General features: G+C 73.5%; 19 protein-coding genes. 11 read left to right on the forward strand and 8 right to left on the reverse strand.

Translation table 11 applies throughout. The annotated features are described in order from the left end of the window. The first annotated feature begins 10 nt into the window (after nt 1-10). On the forward strand, nt 11-850 hold the full coding sequence (locus tag MMF93_RS15285; RefSeq protein WP_242751852.1) for a class I SAM-dependent methyltransferase: 840 nt from the start codon (nt 11-13) through the stop codon (nt 848-850). Nucleotides 851-1,027: 177 nt separating this feature from the next. On the opposite strand, the gene MMF93_RS15290 is transcribed toward MMF93_RS15285, so the two are convergent. The 8 genes from MMF93_RS15290 to MMF93_RS15325 form a co-directional block, all read right to left on the reverse strand. Continuing rightward, the gene (locus MMF93_RS15290; protein ID WP_242751854.1) at nt 1,028-2,221 is read right to left on the reverse strand and encodes a CHAD domain-containing protein; all 1,194 of its coding nucleotides are present in this window, start codon (nt 2,219-2,221) and stop codon (nt 1,028-1,030) included. A gap of 163 nt (nt 2,222-2,384) precedes the next feature. Beyond that, nucleotides 2,385-4,595, reverse strand: a complete 2,211-nt coding sequence (locus MMF93_RS15295) for an RNA degradosome polyphosphate kinase (protein ID WP_242751856.1) — start codon at nt 4,593-4,595, stop codon at nt 2,385-2,387. Between the two features lie 210 nt (nt 4,596-4,805). After that, on the reverse strand, nt 4,806-5,705 hold the full coding sequence (mshD, locus tag MMF93_RS15300) for a mycothiol synthase (protein ID WP_242751858.1): 900 nt from the start codon (nt 5,703-5,705) through the stop codon (nt 4,806-4,808). Between the two features lie 10 nt (nt 5,706-5,715). Further along, nucleotides 5,716-7,182, reverse strand: a complete 1,467-nt coding sequence (locus tag MMF93_RS15305; protein WP_242757585.1) for a HAMP domain-containing sensor histidine kinase — start codon at nt 7,180-7,182, stop codon at nt 5,716-5,718. 134 nt (nt 7,183-7,316) lie between these two features. Continuing rightward, complete coding sequence (locus MMF93_RS15310; protein ID WP_242751860.1) at nt 7,317-8,099, reverse strand: response regulator transcription factor; 783 nt, start codon at nt 8,097-8,099, stop codon at nt 7,317-7,319. Nucleotides 8,100-8,347: 248 nt separating this feature from the next. Next, a complete protein-coding gene (locus tag MMF93_RS15315) occupies nt 8,348-9,445 on the reverse strand; it encodes a S1C family serine protease (protein ID WP_274709465.1) in 1,098 nt (365 codons plus the stop codon). Between the two features lie 178 nt (nt 9,446-9,623). Then, entirely contained in the window at nt 9,624-10,667 is a 1,044-nt protein-coding gene (locus tag MMF93_RS15320) for a LacI family DNA-binding transcriptional regulator (protein WP_242751862.1), read from the reverse strand. Between the two features lie 134 nt (nt 10,668-10,801). Continuing rightward, the gene (locus tag MMF93_RS15325; protein WP_242751864.1) at nt 10,802-11,590 is read right to left on the reverse strand and encodes a winged helix-turn-helix transcriptional regulator; all 789 of its coding nucleotides are present in this window, start codon (nt 11,588-11,590) and stop codon (nt 10,802-10,804) included. 416 nt (nt 11,591-12,006) lie between these two features. Between MMF93_RS15325 and MMF93_RS15330 the strand changes: the two genes are divergently transcribed. The 10 genes from MMF93_RS15330 (at nt 12,007) to MMF93_RS15375 (ending at nt 20,851) form a co-directional block, all read left to right on the forward strand. Beyond that, a complete protein-coding gene (locus MMF93_RS15330; RefSeq protein WP_242757586.1) occupies nt 12,007-13,059 on the forward strand; it encodes an alpha/beta hydrolase family protein in 1,053 nt (350 codons plus the stop codon). Between the two features lie 12 nt (nt 13,060-13,071). Next, the gene (locus tag MMF93_RS15335; protein WP_114016242.1) at nt 13,072-13,338 is read left to right on the forward strand and encodes a MoaD/ThiS family protein; all 267 of its coding nucleotides are present in this window, start codon (nt 13,072-13,074) and stop codon (nt 13,336-13,338) included. Next, the gene (locus MMF93_RS15340; RefSeq protein ID WP_242751866.1) at nt 13,335-15,236 is read left to right on the forward strand and encodes a hypothetical protein; all 1,902 of its coding nucleotides are present in this window, start codon (nt 13,335-13,337) and stop codon (nt 15,234-15,236) included. The genes MMF93_RS15335 and MMF93_RS15340 overlap by 4 nt, the downstream gene beginning before the upstream one ends. A 118-nt stretch (nt 15,237-15,354) precedes the next feature. Beyond that, complete coding sequence (locus tag MMF93_RS15345) at nt 15,355-16,071, forward strand: LmeA family phospholipid-binding protein (RefSeq protein WP_242751868.1); 717 nt, start codon at nt 15,355-15,357, stop codon at nt 16,069-16,071. 634 nt (nt 16,072-16,705) lie between these two features. After that, nucleotides 16,706-17,548 carry a sulfurtransferase gene (locus MMF93_RS15350; protein WP_242751870.1) on the forward strand — a complete coding sequence of 281 codons (843 nt, stop codon included), beginning with the start codon at nt 16,706-16,708 and terminating at the stop codon, nt 17,546-17,548. Between the two features lie 38 nt (nt 17,549-17,586). Further along, entirely contained in the window at nt 17,587-17,874 is a 288-nt protein-coding gene (locus MMF93_RS15355) for a DUF1416 domain-containing protein (RefSeq protein ID WP_242751872.1), read from the forward strand. An 84-nt stretch (nt 17,875-17,958) separates the two neighbouring features. After that, nucleotides 17,959-18,330 (forward strand): DsrE family protein, encoded by a 372-nt coding sequence (locus MMF93_RS15360; RefSeq protein WP_242751874.1) that lies wholly within the window; start codon nt 17,959-17,961, stop codon nt 18,328-18,330. 254 nt (nt 18,331-18,584) lie between these two features. After that, the gene (locus MMF93_RS15365) at nt 18,585-19,163 is read left to right on the forward strand and encodes a heme-binding beta-barrel domain-containing protein (RefSeq protein WP_242751876.1); all 579 of its coding nucleotides are present in this window, start codon (nt 18,585-18,587) and stop codon (nt 19,161-19,163) included. Nucleotides 19,164-19,511: 348 nt separating this feature from the next. After that, the gene (locus MMF93_RS15370) at nt 19,512-20,321 is read left to right on the forward strand and encodes a PT domain-containing protein (RefSeq protein WP_242751878.1); all 810 of its coding nucleotides are present in this window, start codon (nt 19,512-19,514) and stop codon (nt 20,319-20,321) included. 83 nt (nt 20,322-20,404) lie between these two features. Next, nucleotides 20,405-20,851, forward strand: a complete 447-nt coding sequence (locus MMF93_RS15375) for a Fur family transcriptional regulator (RefSeq protein ID WP_242751880.1) — start codon at nt 20,405-20,407, stop codon at nt 20,849-20,851. Nucleotides 20,852-20,859: the final 8 nt, after the last annotated feature.

Raw genomic sequence — 20,859 nt, forward strand, 5'->3', positions numbered from 1 at the left:
TGCTCGTGCCATGCCCGCACGTCCCGCCGCACCGTCCCGCCCCGTCGGCACGGTCACGCGCGGGACGACGAACCCGAACCGGCTACGGCGGATGGACCGCTGGATCGCCGCCGCGCACGGCCCGGCGCTGCGCCGCTCCCTCCTCCACCCCACCGCCGTCGACCTGGGCTACGGTGCGGCGCCCTGGACCGCCGTCGAGCTGTTGGAGCGGCTGCGGACGGTCCGCGGGGACGTGCACGTCTACGGCGTCGAGATCGACCCCGAGCGGGTCGCGGCCGCACGCCCGTACGAGCGCGACGGGCTGGCGTTCGTCCGGGGCGGCTTCGAGCTGCCCGTCGGCGGCGTCACCCGCGGCGGAAGCCGCGGCCTGAGCCTGATCCGCGCCGCGAACGTGCTCCGCCAGTACCCGGAGGCGGACGTGGCGCCCGCCTGGGCGCGGCTGTGCGCACGGCTCGCCCCTGACGGCCTGCTGGTCGAAGGCACCTGCGACGAGATCGGCCGCCGCCACGTGTGGGTCGCGCTCGGCCCCGAAGGGCCCCGCACGGTCACCTTCGCAGCCCGCCTCGCCACCCTCGGCACCCCCTCAGACCTGGCCGAACGCCTCCCCAAAGCGCTCATCCACCGCAACGTGCCCGGCGAACCCGTGCACGCGTTCCTGCGCGACTTCGACCGCGCCTGGGCCGCCGCGGCCCCCTACGGCGCACTCGGCGCCCGCCAACGCTGGATACGCGCCGCCCGCGCGCTGAGCGCCGACTGGCCACTGGCCGACGACCCCCGCCGCTGGCGCCAGGGCGAGCTGACCGTGCACTGGCACGCGCTCGCGCCACGCGGCGCGGCCGCGCCCAGCTGACCGCCACGCGGTGCGACCGCGCCAGGCTGACCGCCACGCGCCACGGCCGCGCCAGGCTGACCCCACGCTCGCGGACCGCCACGCGCCACGGCCGCGCCGAGCCGACCGCACCGCTCGCAAAGGGGCCGCCGCTCTCGTGCCGCCACCGGGTGGCGCCGGGCGGGCCGAGGAGGCGCGCTACAGGGCGTCAGGGCCGGGGGATGTCGGCAGGCCGGGCGCCCAGTGGTGGCCGAAGGCGAAGCGGGCGGCCTCGACCTCGTGGCGCTGATCGGCGTGCAGCACACCGAGCGCGTAGGCCGTGGCCGGAGCGATGCGCGGAGTCGCCGCGGCCGAGGCGGCTGCCGCCGCGGCGGCGGACGCCTGCCGGTGCCGCTCCAGCGCCTGTCCTGCGGACCGCGTCCGCGCGTCCGGCTCCCCCCGGGTCTCCAGCACCTCCTGGGCGTACCGGCACAGCCGCAGCAGCACCCGCACCTGGTCCCACGCCGCGTCCTGCCGGGCCTCGGTGGTCAGCGACCGCGCGAGCCCCTCCGCGTTGTACGGCGCGCCCGCACGGGACAGCGGGAGCGCGGCGACGGCGTCGGCCAGCCGGCGGCGCGCCTGCTCGGCCAGCGGTTCGAGAACCGCCTGGGCGGGCAGCCCGATCCGCTCCTCGTCCGCGCGGAACGGGGCCTCCGACGCCAGCAGCGCCACCGCGTCCGCGACAGCGTGGAAGCGGGCGGAGCCCAAAGCCTGAAGCGCCGCCGAGTGGGCGCGCGTCCTGGCCAGGGTCAGCTGCCTGTCCAGCAGCGCGCCCGCGCGGGCCGCACCCACCGGCAGCGCGCTGTTCGCCCGCGCCGCCGCCCCGGCCCGGTCCCCCGCCCGCACGGGAGGCCCGGCAGACCGGTCCCCGGCGTCCGGCCCCCCGGGGTCCTGCACCGACGAGGAGGGGCCCGCCAGCCGGTGCAGCGCGCCCAGCAGCCGCTCCAGTCGCGCCGCGTACGCGTGCTCGCGGCCCAGCGTGCCCGCCAGCCAGCTCAGTTCGGTACGCAGGCCGTCGGCCCACGCCGCGTCGAGCAGCGGCCGGTAGGTCAGCAGCGTGCCGCCCAGCCGGCGCGCCGCCGCCCGCAGACCGTCCACGGCCTGCGCCGTACCGTCCCGCTCCGGGCCGGCTGCGGCATCGGGGCCCGTCCCGTCGCCGGAACCGCCCGTCCCGCCGCCGGGAGCCCCTGCTCCGCCCGCTCCCCGGGCGTGCGCGCGCAGTGCGCGCAGGAACTCCGCCGCGCGCCCGTGCAGATAGCCTCCGAGCACGTCGGCGGCGCTGCCCGTCACCGCCGCAGGGACCGGCCCGTCCTCCGCCGCTTCCCGCGTACCGGCCACGGGCTCGACCACCATGTCCCGGCTCCGTCCGACCATCACGACCCCTTCCCCGCCTCACACGGAGGCCCCGCCTCGCACGGACGCGCCGGCTCGCACGAACGCGCCGGCTCGCACGGGCGCCCCGGCTCGCACGGGCGCCACGGGCCCGCGCGGCGCGAGCGCGGGCCGAGGCCGGCGCTCATGTCGCCACCGTCGGGCCGCGCTTGCGCCGCCGCCCCTCGATCAGCAGCTCCTGCACGTTCGGCAGCGGCTGCCCCTCCCCGTCGGCCGCCTGCGCGTGGCGCGTCCACGCCCCGTCGGGCCCCAGGTGCCACGACGCGGTCGTGTCCGCCATGCCCGTGGTCAGCAGCCGGTTCAAGGACGCACGGTGGGTGGGGTCGGTCACCCGCACCAGCGCCTCGATGCGCCGGTCCAGGTTGCGGTGCATCATGTCCGCGCTGCCCAGCCACACCTCGGGGTCGCCTCCTCCCGCGAAGCTGAAGACGCGGGAGTGCTCCAGGAACCGGCCCAGCACGCTGCGCACGCGGATGTTGTCGCTGAGTCCCGGCACCCCGGGGCGCAGCGCGCAGATGCCGCGCACCCACACGTCCACCGGCACGCCCGCCAGGGAAGCGCGGTAGAGCGCGTCGCACACCGCCTCGTCCACGATGGAGTTGACCTTGATCCGTACGTACGCCTCGCGCCCGGCCCTGTGGTGGGTGATCTCCTTCTTGACGCGGGAGACCAGCCCCTCCCGCACCGAGTGCGGGGCGACCAGCAGCCGCCGGTAGGTCTCGCGCCGCGAGTAGCCCGAGAGCCGGTTGAACAGGTCCGACAGGTCGGCGCCCACCTGCTGGTCCGCGGTCAGCAGCCCGAGGTCCTCGTACAGCCGCGCCGTCTTGGGGTGGTAGTTGCCGGTGCCCACGTGCGCGTACCGGCGCAGCACCTCGTCCTCCTGCCGCACCACCAGCGACAGCTTGCAGTGCGTCTTGAGCCCCACCAGGCCGTAGACGACATGGCATCCCGCCTCTTCCAGCTTCCGCGCCCACTTGATGTTGGCCTGCTCGTCGAAGCGGGCCTTGAGCTCCACCAGGACCAGCACCTGCTTGCCCGACTCGGCCGCGTCGATCAGCGCGTCCACGATCGGCGAGTCGCCCGAGGTGCGGTACAGGGTCTGCTTGATGGCCAGTACGCCCGGGTCGGCCGCGGCCTGCTCCAGGAACGCCTGCACGGAGGTGGAGAACGAGTCGTAGGGGTGGTGCAGCAGCACGTCGCGTTCGCGCAGCGCGGCGAAGATGTCGGGGGCCGACGCCGACTCCACCTCCGCCAGGTCCCGGTGCGTGCCCGCCACGAACTTCGGGTACTTCAGCTCGGGCCGGTCCATCGCCGAGGCGATGCCCGAGAGCCCCGTGAGGTCCAGCGGGCCCGGCAGCGGATACACCTCCGCCTCGCCGACCTTCAGCTCCCGCACCAGCAGGTCCAGCACGTACGGGTCGATGGACTCCTCGACCTCCAGCCGGACCGGGGGCCCGAAGCGGCGCCGCATCAGCTCCTTCTCCAGCGCCTGGAGGAGGTTCTCCGCGTCGTCCTCCTCCACCTCCAGGTCCTCGTTCCGCGTCACCCGGAACATGTGGTGCGCCAGCACCTCCATGCCGGGGAAGAGTTCCTCCAGGTGGGCGGCGATGACGTCCTCGAGCGGCACGTAACGGTGCGGGGAGGCCTCCAGGAACCGCGGCAGCAGCGGCGGCACCTTCACCCGCGCGAAGTGGTGGTGCCCGCTGACGGGGTTGCGGACGACCACCGCCAGGTTCAGCGACAGCCCCGAGATGTACGGAAAGGGGTGCGCGGGGTCCACCGCCAGCGGCGTGAGCACCGGGTAGATCTGCTGCCGGAACATGCTGAACAGCCGCGCTTGTTCCTTCTCCGTCAACGCGGCCCAGCGGATCAGGTGCAGCCCCTCCTGCGCCAGCGCCGGTGCCACGTCCTGCTGGTAGCACGCGGCGTGCCGTGCCATCAGCTCGCGGGACCGGCTCCAGATCCCCTCCAGCACCTCGCGCGGCTGGAGCCCCGACGCGCTGCGCGTCGCCACGCCCGTCGCTATCCGCCGCTTGAGCCCCGCGACCCGCACCATGAAGAACTCGTCCAGGTTGCTCGCGAAGATCGCCAGGAAGTTCGCCCGTTCGAGCAGCGGGGTACGCGGGTCCTCCGCCAGTTCGAGCACCCGCTCGTTGAACGCGAGCCAGCTGCGTTCGCGGTCCAGGAACCGGTCGGCGGGCAGGTCTGCGGCGGTGTGCGCCGGGTGGCCGCCGCCGTCCTCGAAACTGTCGACATCCGAGTCGATGTCCGGGTCAAGGCCCAGGTCGGGGCCCGCGCCGGGAACATTGCTGGGGCGGTGCGGTTGCTGGGTCATACCGCCATTGTCGATGCTCTTCACGAGGATGAGGCGGGGCATTTCGCGAGCCTCGCAAGCGAGTTTGAATCGCTGGTTACACCCACATGGCAACCCGGGGTGACCCTGGTTACCCCGGGGTTCGCCACACCTGCCGGCGCCCCGGCCGCCCCGGCGTCCCGGCCGCGCCGGGGGTGGCCGGGACGCGGGGGGGGCGGCCGCAGGCGGCTCCTACGTTTCGGTGCGGTACATCAGGTCGGTCTCGTAGGTGCTGAAGCCGAGGGCCTCGTAGACCCTGACGGCGGCCACGTTGTCGGCGTCGACGTACAGCATGGCCGTCGGCAGCCCCCGGTCCCGCGCGAGGTGGCGGAGACCGATGGTGGTGAGGGCCTTGCCGAGGCCGCCGCCCTGTTCGCCGGGGGCGACGCCCAGTACGTACACCTCGCCGAGGCCCTCCGCCGCGTGGACCTTGGTCCAGTGGAAGGCGATCAGGCGTCCGCCGCGTTCGGCGAGGAAGAAGCCCGCGGGGTCGAACCATTCCTCCGCCTTGCGGTCGTCGAGGTCGCGCTGGGTGAGTCCGCCCTGTTCCGGGTGGTGGGCGAACGCGGCGGCGTTGAGCGCCAGCCAGTCCGCGTCGTCCTCGCCGGGCCTGAAGGTCCTGACGGTGACCCCTTCGGGGAGCGTGGGCTCGGGCTGGTCCCAGCCGGCCAGCGGCCGCCGCAGCTGCCGCAGTTCGCGGAAGAGGGTGAGGCCGAGGCTCTGCGCGAGATGGCGTGCGGCGGGGTGGCCGCCGTGCGCCCACAGGCGCAGCCGCCGTCCTGACATCTCCAGCAGCGCCTGACCGAGCCGCCTGCCGTGACCGTTCCCGCGCGCCGCCGGGGCGACGACGAGTTCGGCTGCGGGCGCCTCCACCGGGTCGGTGTCCTCGAGTTGCGCGTACCCGGCCAGGGTGCCGTCGCCGGTGCGCAGCAGCAGGTGGCGGACGGCTTCGCGGGGGCCGCCGCGCAGGTGGATGCGGCCCTGTTCGGACACGGCGGCCTGGCCGTCCTGCCGCGCGGCCTCCTCGATCAGTGCCTGGACCTCGGGTACGACGCCCGCGGGTACCTCGTCCACAACTTCCACGTCACTCATGGGACCGACCCTACGGCGAAGGGGCTCCGGGGGGTGCCGTGGGCGCCCCGGGCAGCCGGAGCACCGCCTCGGTGCCGGGCCCGCCGTCCGCGGGCCGGCGCAGCCACACCTGCCCGCCGCTCTGCGCGACCGTGCGGGCGACGATGGACAGGCCGAGTCCCGAGCCCGGCAGGCTGCGCGCCGAGGGGGAGCGCCAGAAACGGTCGAAGACGTGCGGGAGGTCCTCGGTGGGCACGCCGGGCCCGTGGTCGCGCACGGTCAGCGTCCCGCCGTGCAGCGCGGTGTGCACGGTGCCGCCCCCGGGGCTGAACTTGATCGCGTTGTCCAGCAGGTTGACCACGGACCGCTCCAGTGCGGCGGGCTCGCCGCGTACGTACCAGGGCTCCAGTGCGGTCGTCAGGGTGAGCCACGGTCCGCGCGGGCGCACCCGGTCGACAGCGCGTTCGACGATCTCGTGCAGTCCGACGATGCCGCTGTGCGCCGGGTCGCCGGGCTCGCCCGGCACGCTCCCGGCGCCCGGACCGGTGCCTGCGCCTGCGCCGGGGCCTGTGCCTGTGCCGGGGCCTGTGGCGAACGTTCCGTGCGGGCGGGAGAGCTCTTGCAGGTCGCCGATGAGCGCCCCGAGTTCGGTCATCTGCGCCTGTACGGAGGCCAGCAGTTCCCTGCGGTCGTCCTCGGGCAGTGCGCGCCCCGTCTCCTCGCTGCGGACCAGCAGGTCGATGTTGGTGCGCAGCGAGGTGAGCGGGGTGCGCAGCTCGTGCCCCGCGTCGGCGATGAGCTGCTGCTGGAGTTCGCGGGAGCTGGCCAGGGCCTCGGTCATCGCGTTGAAGGAGCGGGAGAGGCGGGCGATCTCGTCGTCGCCCTCGGCGGGGATGCGCACGGCCAGGTCCTCGGTGCGGGCGATGTGTTCGACCGCTCCGGTGAGCCGGTCGACGGGGCGCAGCCCGGCGCGGGCGAGGGCCACGCCGGCGCCCGCGGCGCCCAGGACGCCGGCGCCGCCGACCAGGGCGAGGATGAGCGCGAGCTTGCGCAGCGACTCGTCGATCTCGGTCATGGGCCGGGCGAGCGAGACGGCGAGCCCGGTGCCGGGCACCTGGGTGGTGCGCACCCGGTACTCGGTGCCGTTGGAGGCGTGCGCGGTGTGCAGGGAGTGGCTGCGGTCGCGTTCGGCGACACCGACGTCGGCGGTGGTCACGTCGAGTTTGCGGCCGACGATCACGCAGCTGCCGCCGGAGGTGTCGACGACCTGCACGGTGGCGCCGAAGGGGTTGGGCGCCGGCTGGTCGGGCGGGGTGCACTGGCCGGAGCGGACGCGGTCGACGACGGCGCTGGGCGCGACGGAGTTGTCGCGCAGCGAGTCGTCGAGGGAGCTGAGCAGCTGGGCCCTCACCAGGAACCAGCAGGTGGTCGCGCAGGCGGCGACGGCGAGCGCGACCGTCGCCGCGGCCAGCATCGCCAGGCGCCCGCGCAGCGGCATGGAGACGGCGCGGGCGCCCTCGCGCCGCAGCCGGAACCAGAGCCTGCGCGGGCTCGCACCCGGGCTCGGGCTCGGAGGGGGAGGAGGGCCCGGGGTGGGAGTGGTGTGCGGGGGCGTGCCGGGGGCGCCGTGGGTCACGTGTCGTCCCGCAGGACGTAGCCGACGCCGCGCACCGTGTGCACCAGCCGGGGCTCGCCGCCCGCCTCGGTCTTGCGCCGCAGGTACATCACGTACACGTCGAGCGAGTTGGAGGACGGTTCGAAGTCGAAGCCCCAGACGGCCTTGAGGATCTGTTCGCGGGTGAGGACCTGGCGCGGGTGGGCGAGGAACATCTCCAGCAGCGTGTACTCGGTGCGGGTCAGCTCGACGGGCCGCCCGCCGCGTGTCACCTCGCGGGTGCGCAGGTCCATGCGCAGGTCGGCGAAGGAGAGCGTCTCCGGCTCCGGTGTGGCGTCGGCGTGCGCCTGTTCGCGCGCGTAGGAGCTGCGGCGCAGCAGCGCGCGGACGCGGGCGAGGAGTTCGTCGAGCTCGAAGGGTTTGACGAGGTAGTCGTCGGCGCCCGCGTCCAGCCCCGTGACGCGGTCGCCGACGGTGTCGCGGGCGGTCAGCATGAGGATCGGCACGCGCTGCCCGGTGGCGCGCAGCCGGCGCGCCGCGGTCAGTCCGTCCATCCGCGGCATCAGGACGTCGAGCACGACGAGGTCGGGACGGTGCTCGGCCACCTGGTCGAGCGCCTCGGCGCCGTCGGCGGCCAGCACGGTCGTGTACCCCTCGAAGCTCAGGCTGCGGCGCAGCGCGTCCCGGACGGCGGGCTCGTCGTCGACGACGAGGACGGTCGGCTCCTCGGCCGCCGGGGCGGGGCCCGAGGCCTGGGACGAGGACGCGGTGGGTGGGGTGGAGGGGGTGTCGGAGGGCATGGCCCCCAGCTTGGCACCGTCCGCCCTCCCCGCACCCGTCGGAACGCCAGGACCACCCGGAGCGTCGGGGGAAGCCGGGGTACCGGGAGGGGCCGGGACATCGGGACTGGCCGCAGCCACGGGAGGCGCCGGAGCCTCGGCAGCCGCCGGAGCCGCCGGAGCTACGGGAGCCGCGGGAGCTCCGGGAGCCGCGGGAGCCGCCGGAGCGGCCGAGGGCGTCCGCGGCGCCTGCCGGGGAACCGGCACCGTCACGCGCCGCCCCCGCTGTCCCCGCCGTTCCGCAGGGTGCCCAGGTCCTGCTTCAGGTCGTTGACGGGGATCGCGAAGCCGAGGCCTACGCTGCCCGCGCCGGACTGCGACGTCTGGTCCTGCCCCTGGCCCGAGCCTGCCGGGAGGATCGCCGAGTTGATGCCGATGACCTGCCCGGACATGGTGAACAGGGGGCCTCCCGAGTTGCCCGGGTTGAGGGAGGCGTCGGTCTGGATGGCCTTGTAGGTCGTCGTCTCGCCCTGGACGCCGCCGTTGTACTCGCCGCCGTCGAACTCGAACGGCCACTCGCCGTCGAGCCCGCCGCCACCGCCCTGGCCCGGGAGCTGCCCCTGATCGCCGTCCGTCCTGGGGACCTTCACCTCGCGGTTCTTGGCGGAGACGATGCCGCTGGTCACCGTGTTCGACAGGCCCTGGGGCGAGCCGATGGCGACGACCTGGTCACCCACACCGACGTCGTCCGAGTCGCCGAGCGGTGCCGGCTTGAGACCGTCACGCCCGTCCACCTTGATCAGGGCGAGGTCCTTGTCGGGGTCGGTGCCCACGACGTCGGCCTGTGCCGTCTTGCCGTCGCTGAACGTCACCTTGACGGTGTCGGCCCCCGCCACGACGTGGTTGTTGGTGACGATCTGGCCGTCCTCGGTGATGATCACGCCGGATCCCGTGGACTGGCCCGAACCGGAGTCCGCCTTGATCTCCACCACGCTGTCCTTCACGCTCCGCACCACGTCGGAGACCGTGCCCTGGGCCGCGGCGTTGGTGCCGTCGGCGGCGGGCGCGGAGGCGCTCGGCGCACCGCCGCCGCCGAGCAGTTCCTGCATCCCGAAGGCGGTGCCCCCGCCGATCACGGCCGCGCCCACGGCCACCGCCGTCAGCAGCGCGGCGGGCCGCCGCATCCGCCGCGGCTTCGCGTGCGGGTGCGCGGCGGGCGGTTCGGCGGGCGGCGGGGGTACGGCCCCGAAGGTGGCGGTGTCCGCCCACGGCGCACCCGCGCCCTGCTGCCCCGAACCCTGCTGCCCCTGCTGCCCCGAACCCTGCTGCTCCGTACCCGGCTGGGTGTTCCTCGCGAAGTTCTCCATGGCACGAGCGTCGCCCCGCAACATGAAAGCCACCTGAGGAGCCCCTGAAAAACCCCGAAGTTCTCCCCGCCGAGCCCCGAAGGGGCGCGGGGAACTGCGCGCCAAGCGATCAACAACCCGAGGACCGCACGCCCCGGACAGGGGCGCCCTCTTACCGGAGCAAGAGCCGCAGGAAAAACTAGCCGCACCCGCAGGAGCGGCGGATCACCAGCCCGGACGGGAACTGCCGCATCCGCCCCTTCCCGCCGGGAACCCCCGCGGCGCGCGTGCCCGGAATCCGCACCGAGTCGTCCAGCACCAGATCCACCGCGGCGCGCGCCATCGCCTTGCGGTCCGAGCCGACCGTGGTCAGCGGCGGATCGGTCAGGGCCGCCTCCTTCACGTCGTCGAACCCGGTGACCGCCAGCTGTCCCGGCACGTCGATGTCCAGCTCGCGTGCGGCCCGCAGCACGCCGATGGCCTGGTCGTCGGTGGCGCAGAACAGCGCGGTGGGACGGTCGGGGCGCCTGAGCAGGTCGAGCGCGAGGCGGTAGGTGTCGTACCGGTTGTAGGGCGACTGGTAGAGGCGGCCCTCGACGGACTTGCCCGCCTCCCGCATGGCCCGCTCCCAGCCGACGATGTGGTCGGTGACCGGGTCGCCGTGCTTCGGCGTCTCCTCCACCCCGCCGAGGCAGGCCACGTGTTCGTGGCCGTGTTCGAGCAGGTGCCGGGTGGCCAGTTGGGCGCCGCCCACGTCGTCGAGGACGACGGCCACGTCGTCGATGGCCTCGGGCCGCCGGTGCATCAGCACGACCCGCGCGTCCCACGCGTCGATCTCCGCCGCGGCGTGCTCGCTGGGGCCCGCGCTGATGAGGATGAGCCCCGAGACCCGCATGCCGAGGAAGGCGCGCAGGTAGTGGACCTCGCGCTCGTCGAGGTAGTCGGAGTTGCCGACCAGGACCATCTTTCCGCGCTCGGCGGCGGCACGTTCGACGGCGTGCGACATCTCCGCGAAGAAGGGCTGGCGGGCGTCCGGGACGACCAGCCCTATCAGGTCCGTACGGCGGGACGCCATCGCCTGCGCCACGCGGTCGGGCCGGTACCCCAGCTCCTTGATCGCGGCGAGCACCCGCTCCCGCGTGGCCGGGGCGACCGGCCGGGGACCGTTGTTGATCACATAGCTGACGACGGCCGTCGAGGTTCCCGCCACTCTCGCCACGTCGTCACGCGTCACCTTGGCCACGCCGCAGAGTCTACGCGGGTCCACCTGTCCGGCCACCGTCCCTTTCCCGCCGCCTGCACCCGTCCGCGCGGGGCGGGGCGGGGGCAGGCGGCGGGAAAACGGCCCGGAGGAAAGGGCTCTTCAGCGGAAAGGCCTCAGGGCTGCTCGCCGCGGCGGGCCGAGGAGGCGGCCTCACGCGTCACGCGCTCGGCCTCGTCCGCCACGGAACCGGCCGGCTTCTCCGCCTGCCCGCCCTTGCCCGCCTTGTCGTGCTTGTCCGGGGAGACGAAGCGGTAGCCGACGTTGCGGACGGTCCCGATGAGGGCCTCGTGCTCGGGCCCCAGCTTGGCGCGGAGCCGCCGCACGTGCACGTCGACGGTGCGGGTGCCGCCGAAGTAGTCGTAGCCCCACACCTCCTGCAACAGCTGGGCACGGGTGAAGACGCGTCCCGGATGCTGCGCGAGGAACTTCAGCAGCTCGAACTCCTTGAAGGTCAGGTCCAGGACCCGCCCCTTGAGCTTCGCGCTGTAGGTGGCCTCGTCCACCGACAGGTCGCCGTTGCGGATCTCCATCGGGCTGTCGTCCGCGGTGGCCTGCTGCCGGCCCGTGGCCAACCGCAGCCTGGCCTCCACCTCGGCGGGCCCCGCCACATCCAGCAGGACGTCGTCGACACCCCACTCGGCCGTGACGGCGGCGAGCCCGCCCTCCGTCACGATCAGCAGCAGCGGGCAGCCGGGCCCCGTCGAGCGCAGCAGCTGGCACAGGGAGCGCACCTGCGGCAGGTCGCGGCGCCCGTCGACGAGGATCGCGTCGGCGGACGGCGCGTCCACCAGCGCGGGCCCCTCGGCGGGCGCGACCCGCACGTTGTGCAGGAGCAGCCCCAGCGCGGGCAGCACCTCGGATGACGGTTGGAGCGCGTTGGTGAGGAGAAGAAGGGAGCTCATGCGCGCCCGCCCTCCTCCGGCGAGCAGGCCCTGCGGGGGGAGGGGTGCGGAGGAGAGAAGAGGTGTGGTGGGTCCCAGCGCGGATGGTGTGCTTTCGAACGGCCTCGGTCCCGGTCTCGGTTCTGCGCGGTTCGCTTGCCCATGACGTCGAGTTCCCTCCTGGCGCCCGGTACACCGGACGCCACCCGGGCTGCTGTGCCCGGGGGAATGTGTCGGCACTGCTTCGTACGGCACTGCCCGAGGGCTGGGCCGCGGCCTGACCACGGCCCCGGCCCCCAGAAAGCACAAAAGGACCCGGGGGCGACGCTGCCCGAGTCCTGCTTGCCCAGCAGAATACCCGCATGAAGGACGGAGCGGCATGTGACATCTCTCGCCCTCCCCGGCAACACCTCACGGAGAGTAGCCCCATGGGACCGATGTGCACGGAGCTGCGCGCGGCGGACGGCGTCCGGATCGAGGCCGCGTACACCCCCTACGCCGCCCCCCGCACCGGCGAGGACCCGCACTCCGGGACGGCGGCGCTCCCGGCCGACGGCGAGGCGGGGCCCGGCGCGCTCGTGCTCGCGCACGGCTTCACCGGCGCTCTCGACAAGCCCGCGCTGCGCCGCGCGGCCACGGCCTTCTCCCAGCACGCCGCGGTGGTCACCTTCTCCTTCCGCGGCCACGGCCGCTCCGGCGGACACTCGACGGTCGGCGACCGCGAGGTACTCGACCTGGCCGCCGCCGTCGCCTGGGCACGCTCCCTCGGGCACCGCCGGGTGGCCACGATCGGTTTCTCGATGGGCGGCTCGGTCGTCCTGCGCCACGGCGCCCTCTACCGGCCCGGCGCCCCTGACGGCTACACACCGTCAACCCCCGATCCCGTGAAGCACAGGGGGCGCACGGTCGCGCGCGAGAGCGGCGGCGCCAGGCCGGGCGACGGCGGAGAAGCGGAGCCCGGCGACGCGCACGCCGACGCGGTGGTCGCCGTGAGCGCCCCCGCCCGCTGGTACTACCGGGGTACAGCCCCCATGCGGCGGCTCCACTGGGCGATCCAGCACCCGCTCGGCCGCCTCGTCTCGCGCTACGGGCTCCGCACCCGCGTCCACCACCGCGACTGGAACCCCGTGCCGCTCTCGCCGGTGGCCGCCGCCGGGCGGATCGCGCCCGTCCCCCTGCTCGTCGTCCACGGCGACCAGGACCCCTACTTCCCCCTCGACCACCCGCTCTCCCTCGCCGAGGCGGCGGACCCCGAGGCGTGTGAGCTGTGGATCGAGGCGGGGTTCGGACACGCCGAGAACTCCGCGGAGCCCGCGCTGCTGCACCGTATCGGCGCCTGGACGGCCACCCGGATACACGCGGCCGCCGCCAGGCCCCATCATGGGAGCCGCGAGAGCGCGGCCGGCACACGGCGCACCCAGGGCACCGGGAGACCCCCGGAGCCCGGCACCACCGGCGGCACGGACCGCACCGAGGGCACGGACGGCTGAGAGGGACCCACCATGGCCAGCGGCACGATCCGCTACTGGGCGGCGGCGAAGGCCGCGGCAGGCACGGCTGAGGAGCCGTACGACGCCGGCACGCTCGCCGACGCGCTGCGGCGCGCCCGCGAGCTCCACGCGGAGCGGCCGGAGTTCGCGCGCGTACTGCTGCGCTGCTCCTTCCTGGTCGACGGCGGCGCCGTGGGCACCCGCGCCCACGAGACGGTCGATCTGAGTGAGGGCGGCACGGTCGAGGTGCTCCCCCCGTTCGCGGGAGGCGCCCGATGAGCGAGGACCGCACCCCGTACGGCGAGTCCCACGACGCCCCGGCACCCCACCCCGAGGCCGCCCAGCCGCTGCCACCGCAACAGCAGTACGCGTACCCGGAGCAGCCGCAGCCGCAGCCGCAGCCGTGGCAGGGCGCCTGGCAGCAGCAGCCGGAACAGCAGCAGCCTGAGCACGGGCGGCACGCTCAGCGGTACGACGCGCACCCGCAGTACGACCCGTCCCCGCAGTACGACCCGTCATACGGCCGTCAGCAGCACCAGCAGCAGTACGAGCAACACGAGCAGCACGGGCAGCACGGGCAGCACCGGCAGCACGGGCAGCACTGGCAACAGGGCCGGACCGAACAGCCGCGGCAGGCGGAGCAGTCGGAGCAGCCGTGGCAGCAGCCGATGCCGCCGCAGGACACGTACCCGGCATACGGCGGTGATCCGCGCGCCCACGGCGCCTGGGCCTCCCCTTACGGAACCCCGCAGGCCTGGGCGCAGCAGTCGTTCGAGCCGACGTACGAGGTGACCCGGATCACCGAGCCCGAGCCGCTCCCCGACGAGACGGCGCCACCCGCGCGGCCGCTGCCCCGCGGCGCGGACGCCACCTTCCAGCTGCCCCGCATCGTCGACGGGCCGGACGCCCGGCCTCCCTCGCCCGCGGCCGCCTCGGCCGGCGCCCCAGGCCCCCTCCCGGACGCGAATCCGCCCGCGCCTGGGGCCCAGGACCCGACGGGGCAGGGCGCGCACCAGCCGCTTCCCGATCCGTACGCGGGCCGACAGTCCGCCCCCGCTCCCTCCGCCACGGGTGCTGCGGGACCTCTTCCGCCGGAGCACCACGACCCGTCACAGCCGCTGCCCCGACCGCAGCCCGCCGCGGCGCAGCCCCAGCCGTTCGCCCAGCCCCAGCCACAGCCGCACGCCCAACAGCAGCCCTACGCGCAGCAGCAGCCCTACGCCCAGCCGCAACCACAGCCGCAACCACAACCGCAGCCGCAGCCGTTCGGCCGGCCGCCGCACGGGCAGCCGGGGTGGCCTCCCCCGCAGGCGGAGCAGAACCGCACCGGGCAGGACGGGCAGGCGCGGTCCGCCGAGGCCGGCGCAGGAGCCGCGGACCCGGCGCGGGGCCCGCGCGGGGCCCGGCCGCGTACCGGGTCGCCGATCATCGCGCCGGGCTTCCGTCCCGCGGCGGTCACCACCGTGCTGGCGGCACTGCTGGCGGCCGCGGCACCGCTGGGGCACGGTGCGCTGGCCGGCGCCGTGGTGCTGCTCCAGGCGGTGACGGCCGCGGGCTGGTACCGGCTCAACGGGATGTGGCCCGCCCGGCAGGGCATCGCGCTCGCGTTCGTGGCGGGGCTGACCGCCGACGTCGGGTTGCTGGTCACCGACGGCCTGGGGCGCCACCCGGACGGCGGCTCGGGGAACGCGCCCGCGGTGCTGCTCGCGGCCGCCGGGGTGTGGTGTCTGCTCTCCCTCGTGCTGCAGTTGCGCAACAACTCCAGCCCGGACGAACGTCTGTACGCGGTCACCATGGGGTTCGCCGCGACGGGGCTGACGGTGCTGGCCGCCGGGCTGATCCCCACAGAGCCGGAGGCGGTCACGGTGGGCGCCGCCGCCGTCGCGGGAGCCGCGCTGCTGCGCGCCGTACCGCTGCCGTGGCCCGTCTCCGTCCTCCTCGCGTCGGCCGCCGCCGCAGGTGTGGCGGCGGCACTGTCCACGCTGTCCCAGCTGAACGGCGTGGAACCGGTCACAGCCGCGCTGCTCGGCCTGGGCGCGGGGGTGTGCGCGCTGGTGGGGCTGCGGGTGGCCAGTTACGACTGGCCCTCCCGCTTCGTCCACATGACGGCGGGCGTGGCGCTGCCCCTCACGCTGGCCACCCCCGCCCTGTACCTGCTGGGCCGCACGCTGCTGTGAACCGGGCCCCGCAGCGCCGGTCACACCCCGGAACCGCCCGTTCACCACTCGGCGGACAGCGGGGGCAGCGGGTTACGCTCGCGCGTAGCCAGCCGACTCATGGGGGATACGGAACGCAATGCGCGCACTACGCATAGGGCTTGTGATCCTGGTGGTACTCGCCGGGCTCTTCGTGGCCGCCGACCGGATCGCGGTCAACCTCGCCGAGGACGAGGTGGCCAAGAAGCTCAAGGGCGAGCTGGGCTCCGCCTCCTCCGGCGACCCCGAGGTCTCCATCGAGGGGTTTCCCTTCCTCACCCAGGTCGCCGGCAAGGAGCTGGACAAGGTGACGGCCCAGGTGAAGGGCGTCACCGCGAAGGCGGGCGGGCGCGAGGTGCGGTTGAGCGAGGTCTCCATGGAGGCCACCGACGTCGCGCTGTCCGACAACTTCAACTCGGCCGTCGCCGACCACGCCACCGGCACCGTCCACCTCTCCTACAAGGACCTGTCCAACGCGGCGGACGAGGGCGTGCGCGTCAGCTACGGCGGCAAGAGCAAGTCCGGCAAGGACCAGGTCAAGGTCAGCGCGAGTGTGACCATTCCGCTGATCGGCAAGACCATCGAGCGCAGCGTCTACAGCACCGTCAGTGTGACCGGCGGCAAGACGGTGCGGTTCCACGCGGACGAGGTGCCGGGCTCCAAGATCCCCGGTATCGAGAAGACGATCCGCGAGAAGATCGACTTCGACCGGACGATAGACAAGCTCCCCGAGGGGCTGAAGCTCGAGAAGGTCGACGCCGACAAGGACGGGGTGAACCTCTCGATGGAGGGCACCGGCGTGCACCTGGCCGGCTGACCGGCTGACCGGCTGACCGGCCGGCCGCCCTGCCGGCACGGTCCCGTACGGGAGCGCACGGCACGTACGCGACCGCAGGTCCGCCGCAGGTCCGCAGCAGGTCCCGGAATGCGAGACACGCGGGTCCGCACAGTAGATGTTTCCGGCCACCCCGCAGCCACCGCATGGCCGCGCGGCGCCACGCGGAACACTCGGCATCCCGTATCGCGGACACAACCGTCTCAGAGTACGGATCAGCGGTGACACGGGCCCTCCGTCGTCCTTACGATCGAGCCATGAAGCGACAGGCGGACCTCACGAAGCGCCGGGCAGTGGACCTGTGCCGCATCGCCGCCATGCTCTGTCGCGGCTCCCGCTGACCCGCCGGCCGTCCGCTCCCAGCCGACGCCGCGCACCGCAGCGCACCAGGCGCCCCCCGCGCACGCCCGCCCCCGGCAGCAGAGCTCCCTCGGCACCTCCCGCCTCCCCGCGGGCGCCGTACCCCGCGCCCTGCTCCGGCAACGGCACCGTTCCCTCCCGCAGCCCACGGCTCCCGCGGCTCCTGCCGCGAACGGGAAAGGAACCGCGCGCTCCGCGCCCACGTACGCCCCACTCGCCCTCCGCCGCACCCCACCCACCCAAGAGGAGAGACAGCATGAGCCGCAGCGACGTACTGGTCGGCGCCGAGTGGGTCGAGGCCCACATCGACGACCCGAAGGTGGTCCTCGTCGAGGTGGACGAGGACACCTCGGCCTACGACAAGAACCACATCAAGAACGCCGTCCGCATCGACTGGAAGCAGGACCTCCAGGACCCGGTCCGCCGCGACTTCGTCGACCAGGAGGGCTTCGAGAAGCTCCTGTCCGCCAAGGGGATCGCGAACGACGACACCGTCGTCCTCTACGGCGGCAACAACAACTGGTTCGCCGCCTACGCCTACTGGTACTTCAAGCTCTACGGCCACGGCGACGTCAAGCTCCTGGACGGCGGCCGCAAGAAGTGGGAGCTGGACTCCCGCGACCTGGTCGACGGCTCCGACGTACCCGAGCGCCCGGCCACCGACTACCGGGCCAAGCCGCAGGACACCTCCATCCGCGCCTTCCGCGACGAGGTCGTCGACGCCATCGGCACCAAGAACCTGGTCGACGTGCGCTCCCCCGACGAGTTCAGCGGCAAGCTGCTGGCCCCCGCCCACCTGCCGCAGGAGCAGTCGCAGCGCGCAGGACACGTGCCCAGCGCCCGCAACATCCCCTGGTCGAAGTCGGCCAACGACGACGGCACCTTCAAGACCGACGACGAGCTCACCGAGCTCTACCAGGGCGAGGGCGTCGACCTGGGCACGGACACCATCGCCTACTGCCGCATCGGCGAGCGCTCCGCCCACACCTGGTTCGTGCTGCACGAGCTGCTGGGCCAGGAGAACGTCAAGAACTACGACGGCTCCTGGACCGAGTACGGCTCTCTCGTCGGCGTGCCCGTCGAGCTGGGCTCGAACTGACCCCGCCCTTCCGCGAACCACTCCAGGGAGAACCCACCATGTGCGGAGCACAGGCAGGCGGCCCGGACGCCGCCAGCGCCAAGCCCGGCGAGACGACGATCCAGGGCAGCGTCACCCGTGACGGCGAACCCGTGAGCGGGTACGTGCGGCTGCTCGACTCCACCGGGGAGTTCACCGCGGAGGTACCGACCTCCGCCACCGGCCAGTTCCGCTTCTACGCCGCCGAGGGCACGTGGACCGTCCGCGCCCTGGTGCCCGGCGGCACGGCCGACCGCACCGTCATCGCCCAGACGGGCAACCTGTCCGAGGTCACCATCGCGGTGTGACCTCCCCCGGTGGGCGCCCTCCGCTGGTGGGCGCCCACCGGCTGTGGGCCGCCCGTAGGCTGGAAGCCCCGTAGGCTGGCGGCCATGGCAACCCGCAGCACGCTCGTCATCAAGGTCACCGCGGGGGCTGACGCTCCCGAGAGGTGTTCGCAGGCGTTCACCGTCGCCTCCGTGGCCGCGGCCAGCGGCACCCGGGTCAGCCTGTGGCTGACCGGCGAGTCCGCCTGGTTCGCCCTGCCGGGCCGGGCCGCCGAGTTCGACCTGCCGCACGCGGCTCCGCTGCCCGACCTCATGGACGCCGTCCTGGCGAGCGGGGGAAACATCACCCTGTGCACCCAGTGCGCGGCCCGCAGGGGGATCGAGGAGAAGGACGTCGCCGAGGGCGTCCGCATCGCCGGTGCGCAGGTCTTCGTCAGCGAGATCATGCCGGAGGGCGTGCAGGCCCTCGTCTACTGAGCCCCCTCCCCCTGGGCGGCCGCAGCGGCCCCCTCGGGAGGCCGCCCCGCGCGGCGGCGACTAGACTCGGCAAGGTCCCAGAACACCGCCCAAGGAGAGCCGCCCCGTGCTTGAGGCATTCTTCACCGCCCTGATGGTCCTGGTCTGCATCGGCACCGTGGCCTTCGCCGGGCTGACCTTCAAGAAGCTGTACCAGGGTCAGCGCTGAGCGCGGCCACAGCTGACCCGGACCTTCGAGACGACTTGAGCGCATCATGATCGAGATTCCGTCCGACCTGCACCCGGACCTCGTCCCCCTCGCCTTCCTGCTCGGCAACTGGACCGGCGCGGGGGTGGCAGACCTCAGCGAGAGGCAGGGCGAGGGCGAGAAGAAGTGCAACTTCGGGCAGGAGGTCACCTTCACCCACGACGGGCGTGACTTCCTGGAGTACTTCTCGCACACCTGGGAGCTGGACGCGGAGGGCAAGAAGGTCCGCCCGCTGGAGACCGAGACGGGCTACTGGCGGGTCGACAAGGACCGCAGGGTCGAGGTCGTGATGATCCGCGACCAGGGCATCGCGGAGGTCTGGTACGGGGAGCTGGCCGACCAGAAGCCGCAGATCGACCTGGCGACGGACGCGGTGGCGCGCACCGAGGCGGCGGGCGAGTACAGCGGCGGGAAGCGGCTGTACGGCTACGTGAACGGCGACCTGATGTGGGTGGGCGAGAAGGCCACACCGCAGACGCCGCTGCACCCCTACATGTCGGCGCAGCTGAAGAAGGTCGTCGACCCCAAGGAGTGGGCGAAGGACGTCGTGGACCTGCCGGACGACGGTATCGCCTTCTTCCGCTGAGTACAGCCGGCCGCGGCCAGGAGCCGCGTCACAGTGCGGCACCAGGCGTCTCAGCGGTGTCACGATTGTGAAAGCTGTGCAAGAGCCGTTTTCCGGTCAGCAGCCGGAAAGCGGCTCTTCGGCTTCTCCGGACCCTTTTCCCGTCGCCATTCGAGCAGGTCACAGACGGTTGTCGCACGCTACCGGACGGTCGGTTCACCGTCCGCGAGCGGAGCTAATGCGTACCCCTGAGTGATAAGAATGGCGTTAATCCATTCACCGGCACGGGCCCCGGCGGCCCTCAGCGCGTGTGTTCCCGCACGCTTCCGCCGCCGCGCCCGGCCGCCCAACGGGGAAAAGGCTCTTTCTGTGAATCGTTCCCGCATCACTTCCGCCGCCGCCACCGTCGCCCTCCTCGGCGGCCTGGCCGCCACCCAGGTGGCCACCGCGGCAGGCGCGTTCGCCTACGACAGCGGCGCCGAGCTGAACGTCGGCCTCACCTCCGGCATCCTCTACGACAAGAACTCCGGCAAGGTCCTCGGCGACGGCATCGGCGGCAACTTCGGCAACCACGGGCCCGAGGCCACCACGGCCACCGTCACGGTGACCGCCGTCAAGAACGTCACCTTCACCGCCAAGCCGAAGGTCGACAAGGGCACCGTGAAGTCCTGGAGCGCCAAGAAGGTCGTCATCGTGGCCAAGCTGGCCGCCGACGGCGACGCCCTGGAGAACATGGACCTCCCGGCCAGCCTCTCCGGCACGAAGCAGACGCTGCGCGCCGAGATCAAGGGCGACAAGAACGACCCCGACACCAGCAACAACAGCGTCACCCAGACCTACAGCGTCGACGCGACCAAGCCCAAGCCGACCGAGAAGCCCACCGAGAAGCCGACGCAGAAGCCCACGGACGAGCCGAGCGAGAAGCCGTCCCAGAAGCCCACGGAGAAGCCCACCGAGAAGCCGTCGCAGAAGCCCGGCGACGACTCCTCCGACGACGCCAACACCCCGGCGCCCGCCGGTGGTACGGACAAGGGCAGCGGCTCGGGCGGCGGCGACCTGGCCGAGACCGGTGGCGGCTCCAACACCCCGCTGCTCGTCGGCGGCGCCGGCGCCCTCGTCGTGATCGGCGGCGCGGCCGTGTTCCTGGCCAAGCGGAAGAAGACCGCAGGACAGCACTGATCCCCCAGCTCGACCTCTTCCGGTAGGGCGGGTCCGGGTGCCACGGGGGCACCCGGACCCGCACCGCTTCTACACTGGACCTCGTGGCTACCACCGACTGGCAAAGCGATCTTCGAGCGCGCGGATACCGGCTCACCCCGCAGCGCCAGCTCGTGCTGGAGGCCGTGGACAAACTGGAGCACTCCACTCCGGACGACATCCTCGCCGAGGTCCGCCGCACGGCGGGCAGCGTCAACATCTCGACGGTCTACCGCACCCTGGAGCTCCTGGAGGAGCTGGGCCTGGTCTCCCACGCCCACCTCGGCCACGGCGCCCCCACCTACCACCTGGCCGACCGCCACCACCACATGCACCTGGTGTGCCGGGACTGCACGGAGGTGATCGAGGCCGATCTGTCCGAGGCCGAGCCCTTCACCGCCCGGCTGCGCGAGCGCTTCGGGTTCGACACCGACATGAAGCACTTCGCGATCTTCGGGCGGTGCGCCACGTGCCGGGCGAAGGCCGAGGAGAGCGGGGAAGGACCGTCGTAGGCTGGGCG

The sequence above is a fragment of the Streptomyces tubbatahanensis genome (assembly GCF_022699385.1).
Lineage (GTDB): Bacteria > Actinomycetota > Actinomycetes > Streptomycetales > Streptomycetaceae > Streptomyces > Streptomyces diacarni.

What these genes read in the sequence shown, in the direction of transcription:
- MMF93_RS15285 (WP_242751852.1), top strand. Translation starts at nt 11, where the DNA reads ATGCCCGCACGTCCCGCCGCACCGTCCCGCCCCGTCGGCACGGTCACG.
- MMF93_RS15290 (WP_242751854.1), bottom strand. Translation starts at nt 2,221, where the DNA reads ATGGTGGTCGAGCCCGTGGCCGGTACGCGGGAAGCGGCGGAGGACGGG.
- MMF93_RS15295 (WP_242751856.1), bottom strand. Translation starts at nt 4,595, where the DNA reads ATGACCCAGCAACCGCACCGCCCCAGCAATGTTCCCGGCGCGGGCCCC.
- mshD (WP_242751858.1), bottom strand. Translation starts at nt 5,705, where the DNA reads ATGAGTGACGTGGAAGTTGTGGACGAGGTACCCGCGGGCGTCGTACCC.
- MMF93_RS15305 (WP_242757585.1), bottom strand. Translation starts at nt 7,182, where the DNA reads ATGCCGCTGCGCGGGCGCCTGGCGATGCTGGCCGCGGCGACGGTCGCG.
- MMF93_RS15310 (WP_242751860.1), bottom strand. Translation starts at nt 8,099, where the DNA reads ATGCCCTCCGACACCCCCTCCACCCCACCCACCGCGTCCTCGTCCCAG.
- MMF93_RS15315 (WP_274709465.1), bottom strand. Translation starts at nt 9,445, where the DNA reads ATGGAGAACTTCGCGAGGAACACCCAGCCGGGTACGGAGCAGCAGGGT.
- MMF93_RS15325 (WP_242751864.1), bottom strand. Translation starts at nt 11,590, where the DNA reads ATGAGCTCCCTTCTTCTCCTCACCAACGCGCTCCAACCGTCATCCGAG.
- MMF93_RS15330 (WP_242757586.1), top strand. Translation starts at nt 12,007, where the DNA reads ATGTGCACGGAGCTGCGCGCGGCGGACGGCGTCCGGATCGAGGCCGCG.
- MMF93_RS15335 (WP_114016242.1), top strand. Translation starts at nt 13,072, where the DNA reads ATGGCCAGCGGCACGATCCGCTACTGGGCGGCGGCGAAGGCCGCGGCA.
- MMF93_RS15340 (WP_242751866.1), top strand. Translation starts at nt 13,335, where the DNA reads ATGAGCGAGGACCGCACCCCGTACGGCGAGTCCCACGACGCCCCGGCA.
- MMF93_RS15345 (WP_242751868.1), top strand. Translation starts at nt 15,355, where the DNA reads ATGCGCGCACTACGCATAGGGCTTGTGATCCTGGTGGTACTCGCCGGG.
- MMF93_RS15350 (WP_242751870.1), top strand. Translation starts at nt 16,706, where the DNA reads ATGAGCCGCAGCGACGTACTGGTCGGCGCCGAGTGGGTCGAGGCCCAC.
- MMF93_RS15355 (WP_242751872.1), top strand. Translation starts at nt 17,587, where the DNA reads ATGTGCGGAGCACAGGCAGGCGGCCCGGACGCCGCCAGCGCCAAGCCC.
- MMF93_RS15360 (WP_242751874.1), top strand. Translation starts at nt 17,959, where the DNA reads ATGGCAACCCGCAGCACGCTCGTCATCAAGGTCACCGCGGGGGCTGAC.
- MMF93_RS15365 (WP_242751876.1), top strand. Translation starts at nt 18,585, where the DNA reads ATGATCGAGATTCCGTCCGACCTGCACCCGGACCTCGTCCCCCTCGCC.